This window comes from Novosphingobium organovorum, assembly GCF_022832435.1.
GTDB classification, from domain to species: Bacteria; Pseudomonadota; Alphaproteobacteria; order Sphingomonadales; family Sphingomonadaceae; genus Novosphingobium; species Novosphingobium organovorum.
Genome location: NZ_JALHLF010000071.1, coordinates 1 through 19532, shown reverse-complemented (window position 1 = coordinate 19532; position 19532 = coordinate 1). Strand labels below are relative to the sequence as shown.

17 protein-coding genes and 1 riboswitch are annotated in these 19532 nt (G+C 67.3%); of the genes, 9 read left to right on the top strand and 8 right to left on the bottom strand.

What is annotated here, in order from left to right:
- Positions 1 to 528: hypothetical protein (locus MTR62_RS15085; RefSeq protein ID WP_407672692.1), on the top strand; the 528-nt coding region annotated here is incomplete at its 5' end.
- 295 nt (positions 529 to 823) lie between these two features.
- Here the strand turns inward: MTR62_RS15085 and putP are convergent.
- Positions 824 to 2311: a sodium/proline symporter PutP gene (putP, locus tag MTR62_RS15080; protein WP_244022400.1), complete on the bottom strand. Its 1488-nt coding sequence runs from the start codon at positions 2309 to 2311 to the stop codon at positions 824 to 826.
- A gap of 260 nt (positions 2312 to 2571) precedes the next feature.
- Between putP and MTR62_RS15075 the strand changes: the two genes are divergently transcribed.
- Both MTR62_RS15075 and katG read left to right on the top strand, forming a co-directional pair.
- On the top strand, positions 2572 to 3084 hold the full coding sequence (locus MTR62_RS15075; protein ID WP_244022398.1) for a hypothetical protein: 513 nt from the start codon (positions 2572 to 2574) through the stop codon (positions 3082 to 3084).
- Positions 3085 to 3415: 331 nt separating this feature from the next.
- Positions 3416 to 5662: a catalase/peroxidase HPI gene (gene katG / locus MTR62_RS15070; RefSeq protein ID WP_268739889.1), complete on the top strand. Its 2247-nt coding sequence runs from the start codon at positions 3416 to 3418 to the stop codon at positions 5660 to 5662.
- Positions 5663 to 6269: 607 nt separating this feature from the next.
- Here katG and MTR62_RS15065 read toward each other — a convergent pair.
- Together MTR62_RS15065 and MTR62_RS15060 are read right to left on the bottom strand one after the other, a co-directional pair.
- Positions 6270 to 7325 (bottom strand): threonine aldolase family protein, encoded by a 1056-nt coding sequence (locus tag MTR62_RS15065; protein WP_244022396.1) that lies wholly within the window; start codon positions 7323 to 7325, stop codon positions 6270 to 6272.
- A gap of 61 nt (positions 7326 to 7386) precedes the next feature.
- Positions 7387 to 7496: riboswitch (SAM-I-IV-variant riboswitch) on the bottom strand.
- 53 nt (positions 7497 to 7549) lie between these two features.
- Positions 7550 to 8284 (bottom strand): Crp/Fnr family transcriptional regulator, encoded by a 735-nt coding sequence (locus tag MTR62_RS15060; RefSeq protein ID WP_244022394.1) that lies wholly within the window; start codon positions 8282 to 8284, stop codon positions 7550 to 7552.
- Between the two features lie 249 nt (positions 8285 to 8533).
- Here MTR62_RS15060 and MTR62_RS15055 point away from each other — a divergent pair, with 249 nt between their 5' ends.
- The 3 genes from MTR62_RS15055 (at position 8534) to MTR62_RS15045 (ending at position 12259) form a co-directional block, all read left to right on the top strand.
- Positions 8534 to 8974: a hypothetical protein gene (locus tag MTR62_RS15055; RefSeq protein ID WP_244022392.1), complete on the top strand. Its 441-nt coding sequence runs from the start codon at positions 8534 to 8536 to the stop codon at positions 8972 to 8974.
- Positions 8967 to 11534 carry an HWE histidine kinase domain-containing protein gene (locus tag MTR62_RS15050; protein ID WP_244022390.1) on the top strand — a complete coding sequence of 856 codons (2568 nt, stop codon included), beginning with the start codon at positions 8967 to 8969 and terminating at the stop codon, positions 11532 to 11534. The genes MTR62_RS15055 and MTR62_RS15050 overlap by 8 nt, the downstream gene beginning before the upstream one ends.
- 242 nt (positions 11535 to 11776) lie before the next feature.
- Entirely contained in the window at positions 11777 to 12259 is a 483-nt protein-coding gene (locus MTR62_RS15045) for a hemerythrin domain-containing protein (RefSeq protein ID WP_244022388.1), read from the top strand.
- A 340-nt stretch (positions 12260 to 12599) separates the two neighbouring features.
- On the opposite strand, the gene MTR62_RS15040 is transcribed toward MTR62_RS15045, so the two are convergent.
- On the bottom strand, positions 12600 to 13028 hold the full coding sequence (locus tag MTR62_RS15040; protein ID WP_244022386.1) for a response regulator: 429 nt from the start codon (positions 13026 to 13028) through the stop codon (positions 12600 to 12602).
- Between the two features lie 114 nt (positions 13029 to 13142).
- The gene (locus MTR62_RS15035) at positions 13143 to 13790 is read right to left on the bottom strand and encodes a sigma-70 family RNA polymerase sigma factor (RefSeq protein WP_244022384.1); all 648 of its coding nucleotides are present in this window, start codon (positions 13788 to 13790) and stop codon (positions 13143 to 13145) included.
- A 530-nt stretch (positions 13791 to 14320) separates the two neighbouring features.
- Here MTR62_RS15035 and MTR62_RS15030 point away from each other — a divergent pair.
- Positions 14321 to 15118, top strand: a complete 798-nt coding sequence (locus MTR62_RS15030; protein WP_244022382.1) for a response regulator — start codon at positions 14321 to 14323, stop codon at positions 15116 to 15118.
- A gap of 31 nt (positions 15119 to 15149) precedes the next feature.
- Here the strand turns inward: MTR62_RS15030 and MTR62_RS15025 are convergent, their stop codons facing one another.
- The 3 genes from MTR62_RS15025 to MTR62_RS15015 all read right to left on the bottom strand — a co-directional run bounded on the left by MTR62_RS15025 (position 15150) and on the right by MTR62_RS15015 (position 18431).
- Complete coding sequence (locus MTR62_RS15025; RefSeq protein WP_244022380.1) at positions 15150 to 15557, bottom strand: hypothetical protein; 408 nt, start codon at positions 15555 to 15557, stop codon at positions 15150 to 15152.
- Between the two features lie 524 nt (positions 15558 to 16081).
- A complete protein-coding gene (locus MTR62_RS15020) occupies positions 16082 to 16564 on the bottom strand; it encodes a hypothetical protein (RefSeq protein WP_244022378.1) in 483 nt (160 codons plus the stop codon).
- Positions 16565 to 16775: 211 nt separating this feature from the next.
- Positions 16776 to 18431 (bottom strand): CHASE domain-containing protein, encoded by a 1656-nt coding sequence (locus tag MTR62_RS15015; protein ID WP_244022376.1) that lies wholly within the window; start codon positions 18429 to 18431, stop codon positions 16776 to 16778.
- Between the two features lie 300 nt (positions 18432 to 18731).
- Here MTR62_RS15015 and MTR62_RS15010 point away from each other — a divergent pair, with 300 nt between their 5' ends.
- Both MTR62_RS15010 and MTR62_RS15005 read left to right on the top strand, forming a co-directional pair.
- The gene (locus tag MTR62_RS15010; RefSeq protein WP_244022374.1) at positions 18732 to 18917 is read left to right on the top strand and encodes a NepR family anti-sigma factor; all 186 of its coding nucleotides are present in this window, start codon (positions 18732 to 18734) and stop codon (positions 18915 to 18917) included.
- A complete protein-coding gene (locus tag MTR62_RS15005; protein WP_244022371.1) occupies positions 18910 to 19434 on the top strand; it encodes a sigma-70 family RNA polymerase sigma factor in 525 nt (174 codons plus the stop codon). Before MTR62_RS15010 ends, MTR62_RS15005 begins: the two co-directional genes overlap by 8 nt.
- The last annotated feature ends 98 nt before the right edge of the window (positions 19435 to 19532 follow it).

Below are 19532 nucleotides of genomic sequence, written 5' to 3'. Positions count from 1 at the left end.
CGCACCGCCTTTGCCAGCGAGCCGCCCGCGCCCGGCGATCCGCTGCTGGGATTCGCGCCCTATCGCCACAAGGCGCCGCGCCGCAATTCGATCACGCCCGACCGCCAGCGCGCCTTCATCGCCGCGCTCGCCGCGAGCGGGATCGTCACCCAGGCCGCACGCACCATCGGCGCCTCGCTCGAAGCGCTCTACAAACTGCGCCACCAGCCGGGCGCCGAAGGCTTCTCAGCCGCCTGGGACGCCGCGATCGACCGGGGTATCGCCCGGCTCGAGGACTGCGCGCTCGAACGCGCGCTCAGCGGCGAGGAACGCCCCGTGGTCAGCCAGGGCCAGGTCGTCGCCACCTACACCCGCTACGACACCGCGCTCATCCTCTTCCTCCTGCGCCACCGCCGCGCCCGGCGCTACGGCGGCACCGTGGAGCAAACCCGCGAGGCCGCCGTGCGCGAACGCGCAGAGGCGAGCGAGGCGCTGCTCGATTCGATCAACGCAAAGATCGAAGCGATGCGGGGAAGGTTGGCGGAATAGGGGTTTAGGGCGGATTTGATTCAATTTGATTCAAGGGGTTAATACCCCTTGACCCCAAACTGTAGAGGACAGCGCTCGCCGGAGATGAGCGCGCGTGTAAGGCTATAATCATAGAGGGGCAAAGCCCCTCAATCATCAAGAGCAACGGTGTCCTTCATGCCGGACCCAGCCGGCTGGCCCAGCCCTCTACAGTCGGGGGTCAAGGGGTATTAACCCCTTGAAAAAATCCCTTCCTCTTCCACGAAAAAAGGGCGCCCGCACGGACGCCCTTTTTCGTTTCCAGGGTGCGAATGCCTCAGGCCATCGCGGCGGCGGCCTCCTTGCTCGAGGTGAGCTTGCTGACCACGACGATGGCCAGGGCCGAGGCGAGGAAGCCGGGGATGATCTCGTAGATGCCGGGGCCGCCCAGGAAGCTGGAATTCCAGCCAAGGCCGATCCAGGCGATGACCACCAGCGCGCCGGTGACGAGGCCTGCGACCGCGCCCTTGCCCGACATCCCGCGCCAGGTCAGCGCGAGGAAGATCAGCGGGCCGAACGCGGCGCCAAAGCCTGCCCAGGCGTTCGAGACGAGTTGCAGCACGCCGCTGTCGGGATCGCGCGCGAGGTAGATCGCGGCGAGCGAGACGAGCAGCACGGCGACGCGTCCGACGTTGACGATCTCGCGTTCGCTGGCCTCCTTGCGCAGGAACAGGCGGTAGAAATCCTCGGTCAGCGAGCTGGAGGAGACCAGCAGCTGCGAGGAGATCGTGCTCATGATCGCGGCGAGCAGCGCGGCGAGCAGGAAGCCGGTGATGAGCGGGTGGAACAGCAGGTGCGCGAGCGCGATGAAGATCGTCTCGGGATCGTCGATGGCAAGGCCGTTGCGCTGCATGTAGGCGCGTCCGGCAAGGCCCACGCCCAGCGCGCCGATCAGCGAGACCGCCATCCAGCCCATGCCGATGTTGCGCGCGACCGCCACGTCCTTGACGCTGCGCACGGCCATGAAGCGTACGATGATGTGCGGCTGGCCGAAGTAGCCCAGCCCCCAGGTCACCGCCGAGAGCCAGCCGATCAGCGTCACCCCGTGGGTGAGGCTGAGGAAGTGCGGGTCGATCTGGGTGAGCGTCGTTTCCATCTGGCCAAAGCCGTTGCCCTGGCCACCCCACAGCACCACCACGGGCATCAGCACCAGCGCGACGACCATGATGCAGCCCTGGCAGAAGTCGGTCAGCGACACCGCAAGGAAGCCGCCGATCATGGTGTAGGCGAGCACCACGCCCGCGGTCAGCCAGATGCCGAACATGTAGTCGCTCATCCCCACGTTGCCGAACACGCCGGCAAAGCTCGTCACGAACAGCTTGCCTCCGCCGACGAGGCCCGCGGCGGTGTAGACGGTGAAGAAGACGACGATGATCACCGCCGAGATGACGCGCAGCAGCGTGGCGGCGTCGGGGAAGCGGTTGGCGAGGAATTCGGGGATGGTGAGCGCGTTGCCGTAGGACACGGTCTGCTCGCGCAGGCGCGGGGCGACGACCATCCAGTTGACCAGCGCGCCGACGAACAGCCCGATGCCGATCCACGCCTCGGACAGCCCCGAAACGTAAAGCGCGCCGGGCAGACCGAGCAGCAGCCAGCCCGACATGTCCGAGGCGCCGGCCGAAAGCGCGGCGACCGCGGGATGGAGGTTTCGCCCTCCCAGAAGGTAGCCTTCAGAGTCCTCGGTGGACTTCTTCCAGGCGTAGAGGCCGATGCCCAGCATCAGCACGAAATAGAGCGTTAACGATATGAAGGTTCCTGTATGCATGGGCGCAGAGCATAACGGCCGGGCCTCAAAACCCAAGGTTTGCAAGGCAAAAAGCCAGAAATTGACAGGATCGGGCTGGATCGCACGCGGATGCTTGCCACATTGTTGCCGGCCGCGACATATCGTGATTCCCGGTGGACTATTTCGCAACCCGAAGACGCCATCACGCCCCCCTCGCGCGCGCTTCTCGGGGGCGGGCTGCTCGCATTTCGGCCCTTTCCGGGTGGCTCTTGCACAGCCTGGCGGTTAGGCTGGTTGCAATGTTCGGGAGAGTACGCCTGTGGCTGGAGCGTGACAGCTCCCTGCGCGAGAGCGCCTGGAACGTCGTCATCGACGCGCGCTCGATCGCCATCCGTGACGGCTTTGGCCAGCACCGTTCGCTCGCGCTCGGGGCGCTCGAACGGGTGGTGATGACCACGCACGACAGCTTCCCCTGGCGCACCCACCGCATCCTCATCCTCTATGGCCGCGAGCCCGACCCGATCGCCTTCTTCCCCACCGAAGCGCGCGGAAGCGACGGTTTCCTGCTCTGGCTGCGGGCGCAGCACGGGTTCTGCGCCCGCACGCTGGACGAAGCGATGGCCGCGCGGCGGGTCTCGCGCCACGAGATCTACACCCGGCGCACGGTCCGCGCGGTCAAGGTCCCCCCTCCCGCGCCGCTGGGGGAGAGCGCGCCCACCGGGGCCTGCGTCATCCGCCCGCCTGCCGCCGCGGCGTCAAGGCCGCTTCCCCAGCCCCCGCAACGCCCTCCGGCCCGTACCAGCCTGCGCTGAAACGCGGCGCTGGCGCTCCTGCGGCGCCGGTTTCGCCGCACTGTCCGATCCGAAACGGTGCAATCACCGTCGAGCCGAGCGCGCGGCGGCTTCTAATCGCCAATTTTCAGAAACATGCGAGAAATCATCGCCAAGGCCGATTACTCTTATCGAGCTAATGCACTGTCTTGCATCCGCTGTTGCGTCCTACACACGCTTCAGCCCCAGCCGAGCGATCGCGCCAGGGCCTCCCCGCAGCGCGGCCCGACACCGCCACGCTTCGAGGTGGCCGCGCGATGGTCCCGGCAGAGGCGTTCGTCGCACAACAGGTGGAGAGGCAATCATGCCTACTATGTCCCGATACGCTTTTCGCGCTTTCCTGCTGGGAAGCGCGCTCACCGTCCTCAGTTCCGCGCCCGCGCGCGCCGGGGTCGAGAACGAAACCGCAAGCCAGACCGATACCTCGGTGCGCGCCAAGATCGGCGGCATGACCAACGAGGACTGGTGGCCCGACCGGCTCGACCTGACCGCGCTGCGCCAGCACGAGGCGATGTCCAACCCCTATGGCCCCGATTTCGACTACGCCAAGGAATTCGCCAGCCTCGATCTCGACGCGGTCAAGGCCGACATCCGCACCGTGCTGCACACCTCGCAGCCCTGGTGGCCGGCCGACTACGGCAACTACGGCCCGTTCTTCATCCGCATGGCCTGGCACTCGGCCGGGACTTACCGCGTGGGCGACGGGCGGGGCGGCTCGGACGGCGGCGAGCAGCGCTTCGACCCGCTCAACTCCTGGCCCGACAACGTCAGCCTCGACAAGGCGCGCCGGCTGGTCTGGCCGATCAAGCAGAAGTACGGCCGCAAGCTGTCCTGGGGTGACCTGATGGTGCTTTCGGGCACCGTCGCGCTCGAGGACATGGGCTTCAAGACGCTGGGCTTCGCGGGCGGGCGCATCGACGCCTGGCAGCCCGACGTGGTCTACTGGGGCCCCGAGATGAAGATGCTCGCCTCGCAGCGCTACACCAAGGACGGCAAGCTGCAAAAGTCGCTCGCGGCGACCACCATGGGGCTCATCTACGTCAACCCCGAAGGTCCGGGCGGCAACCACGACCCGATCTCGGCGGCGCAGGCGATCCGCGTCGCCTTCGGCCAGATGGCGATGGACGACGAGGAAACGCTGGCGCTGATCGCGGGCGGCCACACCTTCGGCAAGGCGCACGGCGCGCACAAGCCCGAGGAGTGCCTGGGCGCCGAGCCCACCGCCGCGCCCATCGAACAGCAGGGCCTTGGCTGGGCCAACAAATGCGGCAAGGGCAACGCCGAGGACACGCTGACCTCGGGCCTCGAAGGCGCCTGGTCGGCCGCGCCCACCCAGTTCACCACGCAGTACATCGACAACCTGCTCAACTTCGACTGGGTCAAGACCAAGAGCCCGGCGGGCGCCACGCAGTGGATCCCGACCGACCCGGCCGCCGCCAACCTCGTCCCCGACGCGCACGTCGAGGGCAAGTTCCACGCCCCGATCATGTTCACCACCGACATCGCGCTGAAGGAAGACCCCAAGTTCCGCGCGGTGCTCGAACGCTGGCAGAAGGACCCGACGCTGTTCGCCAAGGCCTTCGCGCGCGCGTGGTTCAAACTGACCCACCGCGACCTCGGCCCCGAGGCGCGTTACCTCGGCAAGGACATCCCGAGCGAGACCTTCAAGTGGCAGGACCCGCTGCCCAAGGCGAGCTTCGCGCCGGTCAGCGCGGCGCAGGCCGAAACGCTCAAAGGCCAGATCCTCGCCACCGGGCTCACCGTGCCCCAGCTGGTGCGCACGGCCTGGGCTTCGGCCTCGACCTTCCGCGACACCGACATGCGCGGCGGGGCGAACGGCGCGCGGCTGCGGCTCGACCCGCAGACCTCCTGGGCGGTTAACGATCCGGCCGAGCTCAAGAGCGTGCTGGCCACGCTGAGCAAGGTCCAGCAGGCGAGCGCCAAGGCCGGCGTGCCGATCTCGATGGCCGACCTCATCGTGCTGGGCGGTAGCGCCGCGATCGAAAAGGCCGCCGCCGATGCCGGCCAGCCGATCCGCGTGCCCTTCACGCCGGGCCGGGTGGACGCGAGCGCGGCACAGACCGACGCGGCCTCGTTCGCCTACCTCGAACCCAAGGCCGACGCTTTCCGCAACTACTACCGCGAGGGCGCCGACAACCCGCCGGTCGAGGCCATGGTCGACAAGGCCGACAGCCTGGGCCTGACCGTTCCCGAAATGACCGTACTGGTAGGCGGCCTGCGCGCGCTGGGTGCCAACGCGGGCGGCAGCAAGGCGGGCGTGTTCACCACCCATCCCGGCCAGCTGACCAACGACTTCTTCGTCAACCTGCTGACGATGGACACCGTCTGGTCCAAGAGCGCGACCCCCGGCCTTTACGAAGGCAAGGACCGCGCGAGCGGCGCGGTGAAGTGGACCGCCACCCCGGTCGACCTCATCTACGGTTCGAACTCGGAACTGCGCGCGGTCGCCGAAGTCTACGCGTCGGCCGACGCCAAGGCGCTGTTCGCCAAGGACTTCGTCGCCGCCTGGACCAAGGTGATGGACGCCGATCGGTACTGATCGGGCATTTAGTACCGGGCGGGGTGGGCGAGAGCGCCCGCCCCGCTGCCACTAGGCCGCGTGGACAAATTCCATGCGTCTGATTTGGGTGGAAAGCGGCCGCGCGGGAGCGTGNGCTGCCACTAGGCCGCGTGGACAAATTCCATGCGTCTGATTTGGGTGGAAAGCGGCCGCGCGGGAGCGTGAAAGAACAGACAAGATTTTCCGGGGGATGATCCCCCGGACCCTCGAAATGTCGATGTTTGGGCACGCCCCATCCGTCCGGCACGATTGGCGCCGCAGGCTCTAAAAGGTCTCCCGACGAACCCGAGCGCAACGTTGAGGTGAAGCGCACCGCCGCCAGTTTTCGGGGGTGCAGGGGGCGATGGCCCCCTGCTTCAACCCCTTCCTTCTTCGTCTGCCATGGGGCGAAACCGGACATTTGAATTTGTCCACGCTGCCTAGCCTGGCGGCGCTCGGCAAGTCTCGCGGCCCTCCCGCTTGCGGGAGGGCTAACCAGCTCCCTTCTCCCCCCTGCACTGCCCCAGGACTCCCCTCCCGCCTGCGGGAGGGGTTGGGGGTGGTCCTTCCCCTCCCGCCCGCAGGAAGGGGCAGGGGTGGGTCCCCCTCAGCTCGCCAGCGCCTCCAGCGCCTGCGCGCTCGCGGCGTGAAGGTCGGCGACCAGATCGTCCACCCGCGCAAGGTCGGCGTCCCAGGCGAACATGAAGCGCGCGCCCCCGCCGATGAAGGTATAGAAACGCCAGCCGCGCGCCCGCAGGCCTTCCAGCACCGGTTCGGGCGCGGTCAGGAACACCGCGTTGGCTTCCACCGGGAACATCGGGGCAACGCCGGGAAGCTCGCGCACCCCTTCGGCCAGACGCTGTGCGCAGGCGTTGGCGTGGCGCGCGTTGGCAAGCCAGGCGCCGCTTTCGAGCAGGCCCACCCAGGGCGCGGACAGAAAGCGCATCTTCGAGGCGAGTTGCCCCGCCTGCTTGCAGCGGTAATCGAAATCGCAGGCCAGCGCGGGGTCGAAGAAGAGGATCGCCTCGCCCACCGCCATGCCGTTCTTGGTTCCCCCGAAGCACAGCACGTCAACCCCTGCGCGCCAGGTCAGATCGGCGGGCGAGCAGCCCAGCGTCGCGCAGGCGTGGGCAAAGCGCGCCCCGTCCATGTGCAGGCGCAGCCCCAGTTCGCGGCAGGTCGCCGAGAGCGCCTCGATCTCGGCCACCGTATAGACCTGCCCGGTCTCGGTCGGCTGGGTGATGGTCACCACGCGCGGCTTGGGAAAGTGGATGTCCCCGCGCGAGGTGGCAAGGCTGCGCACCGCCTCGGGGGTAAGCTTGCCGGTCTCGGTCTGCGCGACCAGCAGCTTGGAGCCGTTGGAGAAAAATTCGGGCGCGCCGCATTCGTCGGTCTCGACGTGGGCGTGGGCCGAACAGATCACGCTGTGGTAGGACTGGCACAGCGAGGCGAGCGCGAGCGAGTTGGCCGCGGTGCCGTTGAAGGCGAAGAACACCTCGCAAGCCGTCTCGAACAGCGCCCGGAAGGCGTCGGCGGCGCGCTGGGTCCATTCGTCCTCGCCATAGGCCGGGGTCGAACCGGCGTTGGCGCGGACCATCGCGGCGAGCGCCTCGGGACAGATCCCGGCGTAGTTGTCGCTGGCGAATTGCTGGGGGTGGGTCATGCGGTGGTCCTCGTTATGCGGCGTCTTGTGCGGTGGCGCACCCGAAACGACATGACGCATGGCGAGGACCCGTAATTGCCGGTTCGGCCACATCCCTCCATTTTCATGGAGGCACCACCTTGCAGGGAAGCAGGTTGGTGTCGGGCGTCATCCCGACTCTTGATGCTGGAGCGCCGGTTAGACCCGCGCGATAACGCCGTCAAGATAGACGCAGGGCGCCCCCGTCAGTAAATCTGGCCGAGCACCTTGGCGAAATGGTCGTGGACCTGATCGTTGCACGAGCACGCGCGCCCGGCGAGGCCCGCACGGTCGAGCACCTCGATCCCGCCGCGCCGGGTGCGCAGCAGGCCATCGTGCTTGAAGCGCTGGAGCACGCGGCTGGCGTAGCTGCGCCCCACCCCCATCATCGAGGCGAGCTGTTCCTGGGTCATCGTCACGTCGGGGCGGCCCATCCGCTCGACCGCAGCGACCAGCCACTTGGCCGCGCGCTGTTCGATGGTGTGGACCGCGTTGCAGGCGATCGACTGGAACACTTGCGCGAGCATGCAGTCGGCGTAGCGCGCGAAGAGGTGATCGACCGCCGGCGACTGGCGCTTGACCGCTTCGAGATCGCGCAGCGCGATACGCAGGAAGTGCCCGCCGTGCAGCACGTTGGCGCGCGCGAAGGCGGGCAGGTTGCCGTGGCTGACGACCCCGCCGATCGCGCCTTCGCGCCCGACCAGGATCGTTTCGACCGCGAGCCCCTCGTCCATCTCGACGAAGTAGGAACCGATCGCCGAGCCCAGCGGCAGGTAGCAATAGTCGACGTTGGCGCCCGGCTGGTACAGCACCGCGCCCGATTCGAGCCGGACCGCCTCGCACGCGGCCCGCAGCATCGCGCGGTCCCGATCGCCCAGCAGGTCGAGAAGGTCGCTGCGCCTGTCGATCGTCCCGATATGCTCGCTTGTCCTGATATCCATGTCCTGCTTTCCCGCGGCGCCGTGTTGTCGCTTCGTTGTGTCTTGATGAAGACCCTAACCGCGCCGCACGCCGGTGGTTCCCTTTCGCGACCCGCCCCTTCCCTATGCACACTAGTGAACAGACACCCACCGGATGCCTTGCTAGTGTGTGACCACGGAACATCCCGCAGCAGGCCGCGTTAGGTATCGGCAGGGACCGCGCCGGCAAGAACGGGCAGGAGGCCGGGTCACGAGGCCCACCTGCCCAACTTGCAATTGATTGTGGTTGCCTTATTCGAAACGGCCATGGGACGCATGACGACACGACAAGACCCCTCGCCAGATCCGTTGGAAATGCTCACGCGGCTGCACGCCGCGACGGGATCGGCACACCGGCGGCGCGACGCGGCGCTCGCTCCCGGCGGCGCAGCGGACCAGGGCTGTGTCCCGACCGGTTCGCGGCAGGGCAACGCGGTCCTGCGCGCGCAAGGCTATTATGGGCGCGACGCCGGAATGGCTTCGCGCTACGTGGAAGACGACGGCGGCATCACGGTGCGAGAGGCGCTCGGCGCGTGGATGCGCGCGCGCGCTTTTGGCGAGACCAAAGCCAGCGCCATGACCGCCGCCGCACTTGCCGCATTCACACAGTTCGAAACCGCCTTCGCCGTCGGTACGCAAACACGAGAAGGGCTCACGCATACCGATGGCTGACGATACCCATTCGGTCGATCTGACCACCTGCGACCTCGAGCCGATCCACATCATCGGCCGCATCCAGAGCTTCGGCTGGCTGCTCTCCTTCTCGAGCGACTGGATCATCAACCACGCCTCGGTCAATTGCGAGGGGCTGTTCGGCACGCCCGCGCAGGACCTGATCGGCCTCGATGCAACGCATTTCCTCTCCCCCAGCGCGCTCCACGACATCCGCAGCCGCCTGCAGATCCTGGGCGCGATGGGCGCGGTCGAGCGTATCTTCGAGGTCGACCTGCTCGCCGACGGGCGCCTGTTCGACATCGCGGTGCACAATTCGGGCCGCTCCTTCGTGGTCGAGATCGAGGCGCACGAGGGCGGACGCCAGCGCGATCTCGTGTCCTACGTGCGCCCGATGATCGAGCGCCTGCGCCAGAGCGAAACGATCGAGAAGCTGTGCGCGAGCGCGGCGCGCCACTTGCGCGGGCTCACCGGGTTCGACCGGGTAATGATCTACCGCTTCGCCGAGGACGGCGCGGGCGAAGTCGTCGCCGAAAGCCTCAACGGCCTCGTCGACAGTTTCAAGGGCCTGCACTTTCCCGCCTCGGACATCCCCAAGCAGGCACGCCGGCTCTACACCCGCAACCTCCTGCGCATCATTTCGGACGTCGATGATCCGACCGTTCCCGTGATCCCCGCCAGCGGCCCCAACGGCGACCCGCTCGACCTGTCGATGTCGGGCCTGCGCGCGGTTTCGCCGATCCACGTCGAATACTTGCGCAACATGGGGGTCAGGGCCTCGATGTCGGTTTCGATCATGCGCCGGGGCAAGCTGTGGGGGCTGATGGCCTGCCACCATTACAGCCCCTTGCGCCTGTCCTATTCGGTGCGCACCGCAAGCGAGCTGTTCGGCGAGTTCTTCGCCTATCTGCTCGAACAGAAGGAAAGCGACGCCGCCTTTGCCAAGCGCGGCGATTCGATGCGCCTGCACGACGAGATCATGAGCCGCGTCGCGGGCGGCGGATCGCTGCTCGATGCCTTTGGCGACTTTTCCGAATCGATCGGCCGGGTGATCGAATTCGACGGCGCGATCGGCTGGGTCGACGGCCACTTCATGGCCGACGGGCAAGTCCCCGACCGTGCCCAGTTCGGCCAGCTCGCCCGCTTCCTCAACACCGCGGGCGCCAGCACCGTGTGGGCGAGCGACAACATCGCTGCGATCTACCAGCCCGCAAGCGAATGGGCGGACAAGGCCGCGGGCGTCATGGCGCTGCCGGTCAGCCGCACCCCGCGCGACTACATCGTGCTGTTCCGCCGCGAGCAGCTGCGCGCGGTGAACTGGGCGGGCAATCCCGAAAAGGCGATCGAGCTTGGCCCCAACGGCGCCCGGCTGACCCCGCGCAAGAGCTTCGAGATCTGGAAGGAAGAACGCCGCGGCTTCTCCCGGCCGTGGACCGAGGAGGAGACTTCGGCCGCGGAATCGCTGCGCATCACCCTGCTCGAAGTGGTGCTGCGCATGTCCGATGCCGCGCACGCCCAGCGCGAGCAGGCGAGCCAGCAGCAGGACATGCTGATCGCCGAGCTCAACCACCGCGTGCGCAACATCCTCAACCTCATCCGCGGGCTCGTCTCGCAGAGCAAGGATGGCGCCAGCACGATCGACGAATTCGCCGAGATCGTGGGCAGCCGCATCCACGCGCTCGCCCGCGCGCACGATCAGGTGACCGAGAAGGACTGGCGCCCCTCCTCGCTCTACGACCTCATCCGCACCGAGACCGCCGCCTACGCCAGCCACAGCGCCGACCGGGTGACGATCGACGGGCTCGACGCGATGATCGCGCCCAGCGCCTTCACCACGCTCGCGCTGGTCGTCCACGAGTTGATGACCAATTCGTGCAAGTACGGCGCGCTCTCGAACGCCTCGGGCCGGGTCGTCGTCACCTTGGGCCGGGGCGACGACGGCGCGCTGGAGATCGACTGGCGCGAGGAAGGTGGCCCGCCCGTCGTACCGCCCAAGCGGCGCGGCTTCGGCTCGACCATCATCGAGCGCACGATCCCGCACGAGTTGGGCGGCGAGGCCTCGGTGATCTTCCCCGAGGCCGGGCTCCACGCCTTCTTCCTCATCCCGCAGGAACACATCGCGACGTTCGAAACGCCCGGCGCCGACCCGCGCCAGGGCCTCGTCGAGGTGCCCGAAGGCACCGACCTCAGCGCCGAGCTGGCCGAGGGCGCGGCGCTCATCGTGGAGGACAACGTGATCATCGCGATGGAGGCCGAGGACCACTTGCGCGGCTGCGGCTTTACCGATTGCCGCGTGGCCGGATCGGTCCACGCCGCGCTGGAGATCCTGGCCAGCGCGCCGATTTCGTTCGCGATGCTCGACGTGAACCTCGGCCGCGACACCAGCGCGCCGGTGGCCGAGGCGCTGCACGCGCGCGGCGTGCCCTTCATCTTCGCCAGCGGCTATGGCGAAGGCGCGCTGCCCAAGGGCGATTTCCCGGCTGTGCCGGTGGTGACCAAGCCTTACGGCGAGCGCGACGTGCGCAGCGCCATCGCACGCGCGACAAGGTCGCGCGGATAAAGGGGGCGCACGCGCGACAAGGTCGCGCGGATAAAGGGGGCGCACGCGCGACAAGGTCGCGCGGATAGCGCGCGCACGCGCGCCACCACGAAAAACGCGCAAAAGCCCGCAATTCGGCCCGTTTTTGAGGGCGCCGCCGGAACCGGACGGCGCCCTCTTTCGTTTCACAGCCAAGTCCCGGTGCGCCGCGCGGCTCCGCCGCCACGCAGCGGTCCAACGCCACACGAAAACGAGGTACGACCATGGCCGACGCCCGTATTTTCAAGGATCTCAAAGCCGATCACGACCGCCATCGCACGCTGCTCGCCCAGCTTGCCGAGACCAGCGGCGACAGTGAGGAGCGGCGCACGCTGTTCGCCGAGCTGCGCACCGAACTCCAGGCCCACGCCGCGGCGGAGGAGGAATCGCTCTACGCCGCGATGCTGGCCGACCCGGACTTGCGCGACGACGCGCGCCATTCGGTCGCCGAACACAAGGAAATCGACGATTTCCTCGGCGAGCTGGTCGACACCGACATGAGCAGCAGCGCCTGGCTGATGACCTTCAAGGACCTGCGCCACCGCTACCTTCACCACATCGACGAGGAAGAGGAAGACATGTTCCCCGCCGCCGCCAAGGGCCTCTCGCGCGCCGAGGAGCAGCGCATCGCCAAGGTGTTCGAAGCGCGCAAGCCGCGCGAACTCGAACTGGCCGAGGAAAACGGCCCCGGCGACGAACGCGACTGAGCCGACAGCACCGGCAAGTCGCATCGGCAGGACGGGAGGACGGCGCGCGGCAACTGCGGCCCCTGCGCGTCCATCCGCCCGCGCCGCGCATCCCCGTCGAGGGCAGGCGCGCCACGCCACACGTTGGGAGAGACGCGCCCGGCCATACGGTGCGAGAGCGCGCGAGGAAAGACCCTTCCCCGCTTCGGTTCAGTCCGGAACGGGAAAGGGTCTTTTTCCTTGGGCCTTGCCCACCCGCACCCCATCCGCGACCCGGCACGGCCCCGTTGCGAACGGCGGACACGAAAAACCCCGCCGAAGCGGGGTCTTCTAGCCCACACCGGGCCAGACGAGAGGTGGTTCAGTGCGGCGCGCCGATCCGCTCGAGCGCGGCCGGGCGTGCGGCTTCGGGGCAGCCTGCCAGCACGTACTGGATCGCGGCCAGGATCGCCTCGCGGTGGAAGGGCTTTTGCACCACGCCCACCGCGCCCGAGGCCGGATCTCCGATCTGGCCCGGATTGGCGGTGACGTAGATCACCCGCGTGCCGAACCGCTCGCACAGCTGGCGCGCGACATCGGGCCCGGTCAATCCGTCGCGCAAGTTGAGATCGACCAGCGCGATGTCGGCGCACAGGCGCGCGCCGTCAAGCGCACCGCCCAGCCCGTCGAGCGCGGCCCGATCGGCCAGCGTCGCGATCACCGAATGCCCCGCATCGTGGAGGATGTCTTCCAGCTGGAGGGCCAGCAGGAATTCGTCTTCCACGATCAGAACTTTGGCCTTGTCCGGCATCTTGGGTGTGTCTCGAGGAAAAATGAGGGGCCTTTTTGGGTCTACGCACCAGGCGCCGATTGGTTCCCCGGGCGCCGGTTTCACACCATTGCTCAGCCCGCGATGCAGCCTCGCTCAGGCCGCGATGCGGCGCAGTTCCTCGAGGTTGGCGACCTTGCCCAGCTCGGCGAAGAAGGCGTCGATCGCCTCGCCGGAGAGCACGAAATCGTGGCGCGAATCGGGCAGCTGGCCGGATTCGATGATCTTGGACAGCATCGCGCGCGCGCGGCAGATCCGGCTCTTCACCGTGCCCAGGGCAATCCCGCAGATCTCGGCGATTTCCTCGTAAGCCAGGTTCCCCGCCGCGACGAGGATCAGCGCCTCGCGGTAGTTGGCCGGGATCGTCGCGAGCGCGCGCAGCACGTCGGTCAGTTCGATCGCGCTTTCCTGCCCCGCCTCGGTGCACAGGATACGCTCGGCGGCCAGTTCGTCGTATTCACCGTGGAAACGCGCGCGGCGCGCCTCGCTGTAGAAGTGGTTGCGCAGGATGGTGAAGGTCCAGGCCTTGAAGTTGGTGCCCGCCGCATAGCGCCCGCGCGCCGCCCAGGCCCGCAGCATCGCTTCCTGCGCCAGATCGTCGGCCCGGTCGCGGCATCCGCACAGCCCGCGCGCAAAGGCCCTGAGATGGGGGGCGACCTCGGCCAGCGCGCGCTTGAACTGCGCGTCGCTCAGCGCCGTGGTCTGTTCGGCCTTGGTCTCGGCGTCCTGAACTGCTGCGGTCATCTGGATTAACCCTCCGTTGATTATCCGTTGTGGAGCCAACGCCAGCCCTTGCCGAAAAGTTCCTGAAGCACACTGCGCGCCCGGCAAGGCGCGACCAACCGTTTGCTCCGGGCGGCCAGCCGATGGTTTCGCGCCCGTGTCGCGCCGGTTCTGCCCCGTCCGGAGGGCATCGCTGCAAAAAATCGGGAGGCATCCGGGAACAACCGGGCCCTGAAACCTTTGAGGCCTCCGTTCACGGTGTGAACGAAGGCCTCTTCGGGATCGGGTTGCCACCGGATTGCGGGGGGTGAGGGGGTGATTTCCGGTGGCAACAACGACGAAACGCCGTTCCACCGGGTCGGTTCCCGAAAGATCCAGATCGAGGAAAAAATTTTGATGTTGCTCTCCCGCCAGCTCCGCGCCAGACCAGACGGCAAAGGTTCGCAACGCTTGCCGACCCGCGAAACGCGGCCCTGACGGCAGCGCCAGGCACCGGTAGACGGCCCCGCCGCCACCGGCTCCAGAACAGATACCAAGGACGAGGAATTCGGATGTCCGTCTCAGACCAGATCGCCATGCAGCTTCCCTACCTGCGCCGTTACGCGCGCGCGCTCACCGGCTCGCAAGCCTCGGGCGACACGTTCGTGCGCGCCACGCTCGAAGCCGCGCTCGCCGATGGCGAGCTGCGCGCGACCATCGCGTCCAGCCGCGCCGCGCTCTACGGCGCCTTCACCCGCATCTGGACCACCGCCCACGTCGAGGAGGCGACCGCGCTCGCGGCCGAGACCAACCGCCACGAAATGGCCGCGCAGGCCCGCCTTTCGGCCATCGCGCCCACGCACCGCCAGGCGCTGCTGCTGACCACGGTGGAAGAGTTTTCGGCCGCCGAAACCGCCACGATCCTGGGCGTCACCCCCGAAGCGGTCGAAGCGCTGATCGCGCAGGCCGTCGCCGAGATCGAAGGTGAAAGCGCGACCCGCGTGCTCATCATCGAGGATGAACCGCTGATCTCGATGCAGCTGGAAAACCTCGTCGCGGACCTGGGCCACACCGTCGTGGGCACCGCCGCGACGCACAGCCAGGCGGTCGACATCTTCGAGCGCGAGCCGGCCGGACTGGTCCTCGCCGACATCCAGCTTGCCGACGGCAGCTCGGGCATCGATGCGGTGGAAGACCTGCTCAAGTTCGGCGACGTGCCGGTGATCTTCATCACCGCCTATCCCGAACGCCTGCTCACCGGCGAACGCCCCGAGCCGACCTACCTCGTCACCAAGCCCTTCAAGGAGGCCACGGTGCGCGCGGCGATCAGCCAGGCGCTGTTCTTCGGGTCGAGCAAGCCGCTGGGCTGACCCGCCGCTCTTCCCCCGGCCTTGCGCGACCTCAGGCGGTCGCCAGGCCGAGGTAGGCCTCGACGAAGGACAGCGCGAGCGCGGAGACCAGCGCGAGGGCAAAAGTGCTCGCCGTCGCGGTGGCCTCGTGTTCCTGGCCCTCCAGCCGCACGCTCGCGCAGAACAGCACGCGGCCCGAATTCGACGTCATCACCCCGGCCCGCTCGGGCAGCAGCGCGAGCGCGGCGTCGGCATAGGCGCCCAGCCGCAGATAGCCGAAAATCGCCTGTTCCTGCCCGGCGCTGAGCGCGCCCTGGCGAAAGCGCCCCGGACACAGCCGGAGCAGCTGGCCCATCGCGAAAATGAACGCGTCCTGCTCGTGCGCGGCCGCGTTGCCCGCGGCCAGACCCAGTTCGTCGACCTGCGACAACCAGCGCTTCGTCTCGTTGTTCGAACCCATGTTCCCTACCTTCTTCGTATCGGTTTCGCGCACCAGCAGGTTTACCCATTGCGATGCAGCATTACCGGGACGCGAATGCAATCCTCGGTAAATCCCCTAGCAATCGATTGCATCGCCAATGCTAACGTGTGCAATTGCAACGAGTTCACCCACGGCAAGGGCCAGCGATCGCGTCAGCCCGCCCTCGAAACCCGCGCCCGCTGCGTGGCTTGCCCGAGTCCGCCCGCCCTCACCCACCGCATCCGCGAAGGGGAAGGAAGAGGCCACAAAGAGATCGCCCTCCCCGCCCGTGCAGGGCTGTGGAAACCGGGGAAAACATCCCCACCCTCGGGCATTCCCTGCCCTGTAGAATCACGTAGACTTGCACAAAATACGCAAAATTCCCCCGCCCAGCGCCGCACCAGCGCGCCACCGAGTCGGCGCAGACCGGCCGCGCCCCGCTGCGACACGCTTGCCCTGCAGCCCTGCCCCTCTCGCCCCCCTCCTTGCGCGCAGGAGGGCTGACACGACGTGGCCAAGGCCGATCAGCGATACCTGGACCAGACCAACACCAGCATTGTCAGCGCGGCCACCAAAATCGCGACACTCTTATGCACCCCCAGCCAATTGGTAGTGCTGGCGGTGGGGTGCGATTGTCCATACGATCGGCGCGGCGCAACGGTACTGCGGTTCAGCGCCTCGGGCGCGGCCTGCCCCTTTTCGACGGGTGTGATGGAACGGAGCAGCTTTCCGTCGTCCGACAGGTAAGCCGCTTTGACTTTCTCATAATTTTCGGATGTGATCTCGCCTTGTTCGCGAACGATAATAGCCCTCGTCGTCCAAGAGCCACCAAAATGGGCATCGTATTGCACCAGACCGTACTCGGCCAGCATCTGGACGCCCACGACGCCAGCGGTGAAGCCGTCACATTCGACGTACGTCCAACGTCCCGGCATGTACTGGCCGCAGACATTGGAGAGAGCATGAAGGAGGCGAAGTTCCTCCAAAGTTGGATCATCCGCTGACATACGCACTCCCCCAAGCGCCTTGCCCTCGACACCTGGCAAGGCGGTGATTTACGGCCGCAAACAGAGCAATTGCCTTCAGCGCAATATTCGAAAATGGCGTCAGGTTACCAGCCATCACACCCGATGCGTCAGGTTGCAACCAGCCCCGAATTCCGGGAATGAGCCGGTCGGCCAGGCACGCTATGCCGACGGCGGGCTTGGCCCACCCCGCCTAGTGGCTGCGCAGAACGAATTCGCGGGCGACGCGCACGGGGACTTTGAGTTCGCATTCCACGCCGCCGGGCTTGAACTGGAGGTCGACTTCGGACTTGAGTTCGTGGGCGACGATCTTTTCGATCAGGTCGCGCCCGAAGCCGCGCTTGGACGGTTCGCTGACCACCGGGCCGCCTTCCTCGCGCCAGTGGATCGAGGCAAGGTCCTGCGCGATGAGCGCCCACTCAACGAAGATGCGGCCTTCGGGCGTCGTCAGCGCGCCGTACTTGGCCGCGTTGGTGGCCAGTTCGTGGATCGCCAGGCCCAGCGACATCGCGTCGTTGGGGGCCAGCTTGATGTCGGGGCCGGTCAGCGTGACGTGGCCTTCGCTGCCTTCCATGTAGGGGGCCAGTTCGGAGGAGACGACATCGCCCAGCCCGGCGTAGCCCCAGTCCGACTGCGAGAGCAGGTCGTGCGTCGCCGAAAGCGCGCGGATGCGGGCGGTGAGGCTTTCGGTGAATTCGTCGATGTCCTTCGAGCGGCGGCGGGTGAGCGCGGCGATCGAGAGCACGTTGGCAAGCGTGTTCTTGACCCGGTGGTTGAGTTCGCGGGTCAGCGAATCGCGGATCGAAGCCTGGCTGGAGAGCCATTCGAGCACGCGCCGGTCTTCGGCCGCGCGCTTGGTGATGAGCCGGCCGATGGCCATGACCATGAGCGAGGCGATCGCCCCGAAGAACAGCGTGAGGCGCGAGAGCGGCGAGAGCAGGCCGCTCTTCTTGTCGCGCACCTGGAGCACCCAGGTATGCCCGGCAATGTCCACGTTGCGTTCGAGCATCGGCCCGTCGGTGCCGCCCGCGGCGTGTTCGGCGAGCAGGTTTTCGGGCGCCACGTTCTGGTCGTAGATGGCGATTTCGAGCTGCGACTTGGAGAACAGCTCGCTTGCCGAATTGAGGAAGGCCTCGGCGCGGAAGGGGCTGTAGATGAAGCCCTTGACGCGTTTGCCGCCCCAGGTTTCGACCAGCACGGGCATGTAGATGAGAAAGCCCGCGGCGTCGGGCTGGTTGCTGTCCTGCACCAGGTGGACTTTGCCCGAGGCGATCGGCTTGCCCAGCCGCATGGCCTTTTCCATGGCCGCGCGGCGCACCGGTTCGGAGAACATGTCAAAGCCGATCGCGCGCCGGTTCGCCGCGCTCATCGGGCGCAGGTACACGATCGGCACCGCGTAGTCGGCATCGGGTTCGGGGCGGGGGTGGACGATGTAGTCGTTGCGCCCCTCATCGAGCTGGGAGACTTCGAGCTTGGCGACATCGTCGCGCTTGACCAGCGGCGCCCAGCCCAGCCCGAGCGAGCCGTAGAGGTTGCCCTCCTGCTGGATGTCGCCGATGAATTCGTCGAACTGGGGGCCGGTCACCGCATCCTGCGTGGCGAACAGCGCGCTGCCCGCGCGCAGGAGCGCGATCGTCTCGGTCGAGCGGCGTTGCAGCGCCGAGGCGATTTCGGTCATGCTGCTCTCGATCGCGGCGCGGCGCGTCTCGCGGTCGGCGCGCTCGATCGCCATGACCGAGACCGCGGTGGTCGCGCTCGCGATCAGGAAGAGCAGGAAAGGCCAGCCGCGCGGGTACTTGTGAAACCACGCCTGCTTTTCGACCCTGTCCAGCAAAGGCTGGTCAATCACCGTACGTACCCCCAGCGGTCCGATTGGAACCCGCTTTTCGGCCTCCAGTGTGCTCTATGGCACAGGACTATCGAGATTCCAGAGACTTTGCTGCACCTGTTCACAGGTCGGGAACCATCCGGCCCGCAAATGGTTCCTTGGGAGCCGCCGAAATCTGCGGCACCGTCAGCAAAACCACGAAGTCGCGAAGGCTTGTCGGTCCGAGGCGCAAAAAAAGCCGCAGCGCGCGCCCCATGCGCCCCGCCGCGCTTGACCGCGACGCGCAGGACCCCCAAGAGGCAAGCGAGCAAGGAGTCAGCTTTGGATCAGCCCAAGTCAAATGGCCCATCCCGCACCAAGCCGGGACTGCCGCCGGAGGTGCGCCGCGACGGCGAGCCCGGCTGGGCCGGTGGATTGCGGAAGCTGTACAACTCCGTAGTGGACGAGCCGCTGCCGGACAGCTTCCAGGATCTCCTGAAGAAGCTGGACGACACCGGCAATGCCTGAGCGCATCTCGCCCGCCCCGGCCGACGAGGGCTTCCGCCGCGAACTGATGAGCGTCCTGCCGCACTTGCGCGCCTTTGCGCGCGGGCTGTGCGGCCGCCACGATTTCGCCGACGATCTGGTCCAGGAGACCGCGGTCAAGGCCTGGACCGCGCGCGAACGCTACCAGCCGGGCACCAACATGCGCGCCTGGACCTTCGCGATCCTGCGCAACCACTACTTGTCCGAACTGCGCAAGTCCAAGCGCCAGACCGACATCGAGGATGGCGACATGGAGCGTATGCTCGTCATGGACGCCGACCAGGAAGCCCCGCTGCACCTGGGCGACATGGAGACCGCGCTCGCCCAGCTCGCGCCTGAGCGGCGCGAGGCGGTGCTGCTGGTGGGCGCCTCGGGCTTCAGCTACGAGGAAGCCGCCGATATCGCGGGCTGCCCGATCGGCACGATGAAGAGCCGCGTCGCGCGCGCGCGCGCCGATCTGACCCGGATGCTTCAGGACGAGCCGGAAAAGGCCGGATAGGGAAGCGGGCGTTCGCGGCGGGACACGGCGCGCCGTGTCCCGTGCCGGACGCTTGGATCAGATGGGGTGATTGGGGCTCGGCACCGAGTCGGTGGAGT

Excerpts from the sequence above, each read along its gene's own strand:
- putP (WP_244022400.1), bottom strand. The coding sequence starts at position 2,311 with ATGCATACAGGAACCTTCATATCGTTAACGCTCTATTTCGTGCTGATG.
- MTR62_RS15075 (WP_244022398.1), top strand. The coding sequence starts at position 2,572 with ATGTTCGGGAGAGTACGCCTGTGGCTGGAGCGTGACAGCTCCCTGCGC.
- katG (WP_268739889.1), top strand. The coding sequence starts at position 3,416 with ATGTCCCGATACGCTTTTCGCGCTTTCCTGCTGGGAAGCGCGCTCACC.
- MTR62_RS15065 (WP_244022396.1), bottom strand. The coding sequence starts at position 7,325 with ATGACCCACCCCCAGCAATTCGCCAGCGACAACTACGCCGGGATCTGT.
- MTR62_RS15060 (WP_244022394.1), bottom strand. The coding sequence starts at position 8,284 with ATGGATATCAGGACAAGCGAGCATATCGGGACGATCGACAGGCGCAGC.
- MTR62_RS15050 (WP_244022390.1), top strand. The coding sequence starts at position 8,967 with ATGGCTGACGATACCCATTCGGTCGATCTGACCACCTGCGACCTCGAG.
- MTR62_RS15045 (WP_244022388.1), top strand. The coding sequence starts at position 11,777 with ATGGCCGACGCCCGTATTTTCAAGGATCTCAAAGCCGATCACGACCGC.
- MTR62_RS15040 (WP_244022386.1), bottom strand. The coding sequence starts at position 13,028 with ATGCCGGACAAGGCCAAAGTTCTGATCGTGGAAGACGAATTCCTGCTG.
- MTR62_RS15035 (WP_244022384.1), bottom strand. The coding sequence starts at position 13,790 with ATGACCGCAGCAGTTCAGGACGCCGAGACCAAGGCCGAACAGACCACG.
- MTR62_RS15030 (WP_244022382.1), top strand. The coding sequence starts at position 14,321 with ATGTCCGTCTCAGACCAGATCGCCATGCAGCTTCCCTACCTGCGCCGT.
- MTR62_RS15025 (WP_244022380.1), bottom strand. The coding sequence starts at position 15,557 with ATGGGTTCGAACAACGAGACGAAGCGCTGGTTGTCGCAGGTCGACGAA.
- MTR62_RS15020 (WP_244022378.1), bottom strand. The coding sequence starts at position 16,564 with ATGTCAGCGGATGATCCAACTTTGGAGGAACTTCGCCTCCTTCATGCT.
- MTR62_RS15005 (WP_244022371.1), top strand. The coding sequence starts at position 18,910 with ATGCCTGAGCGCATCTCGCCCGCCCCGGCCGACGAGGGCTTCCGCCGC.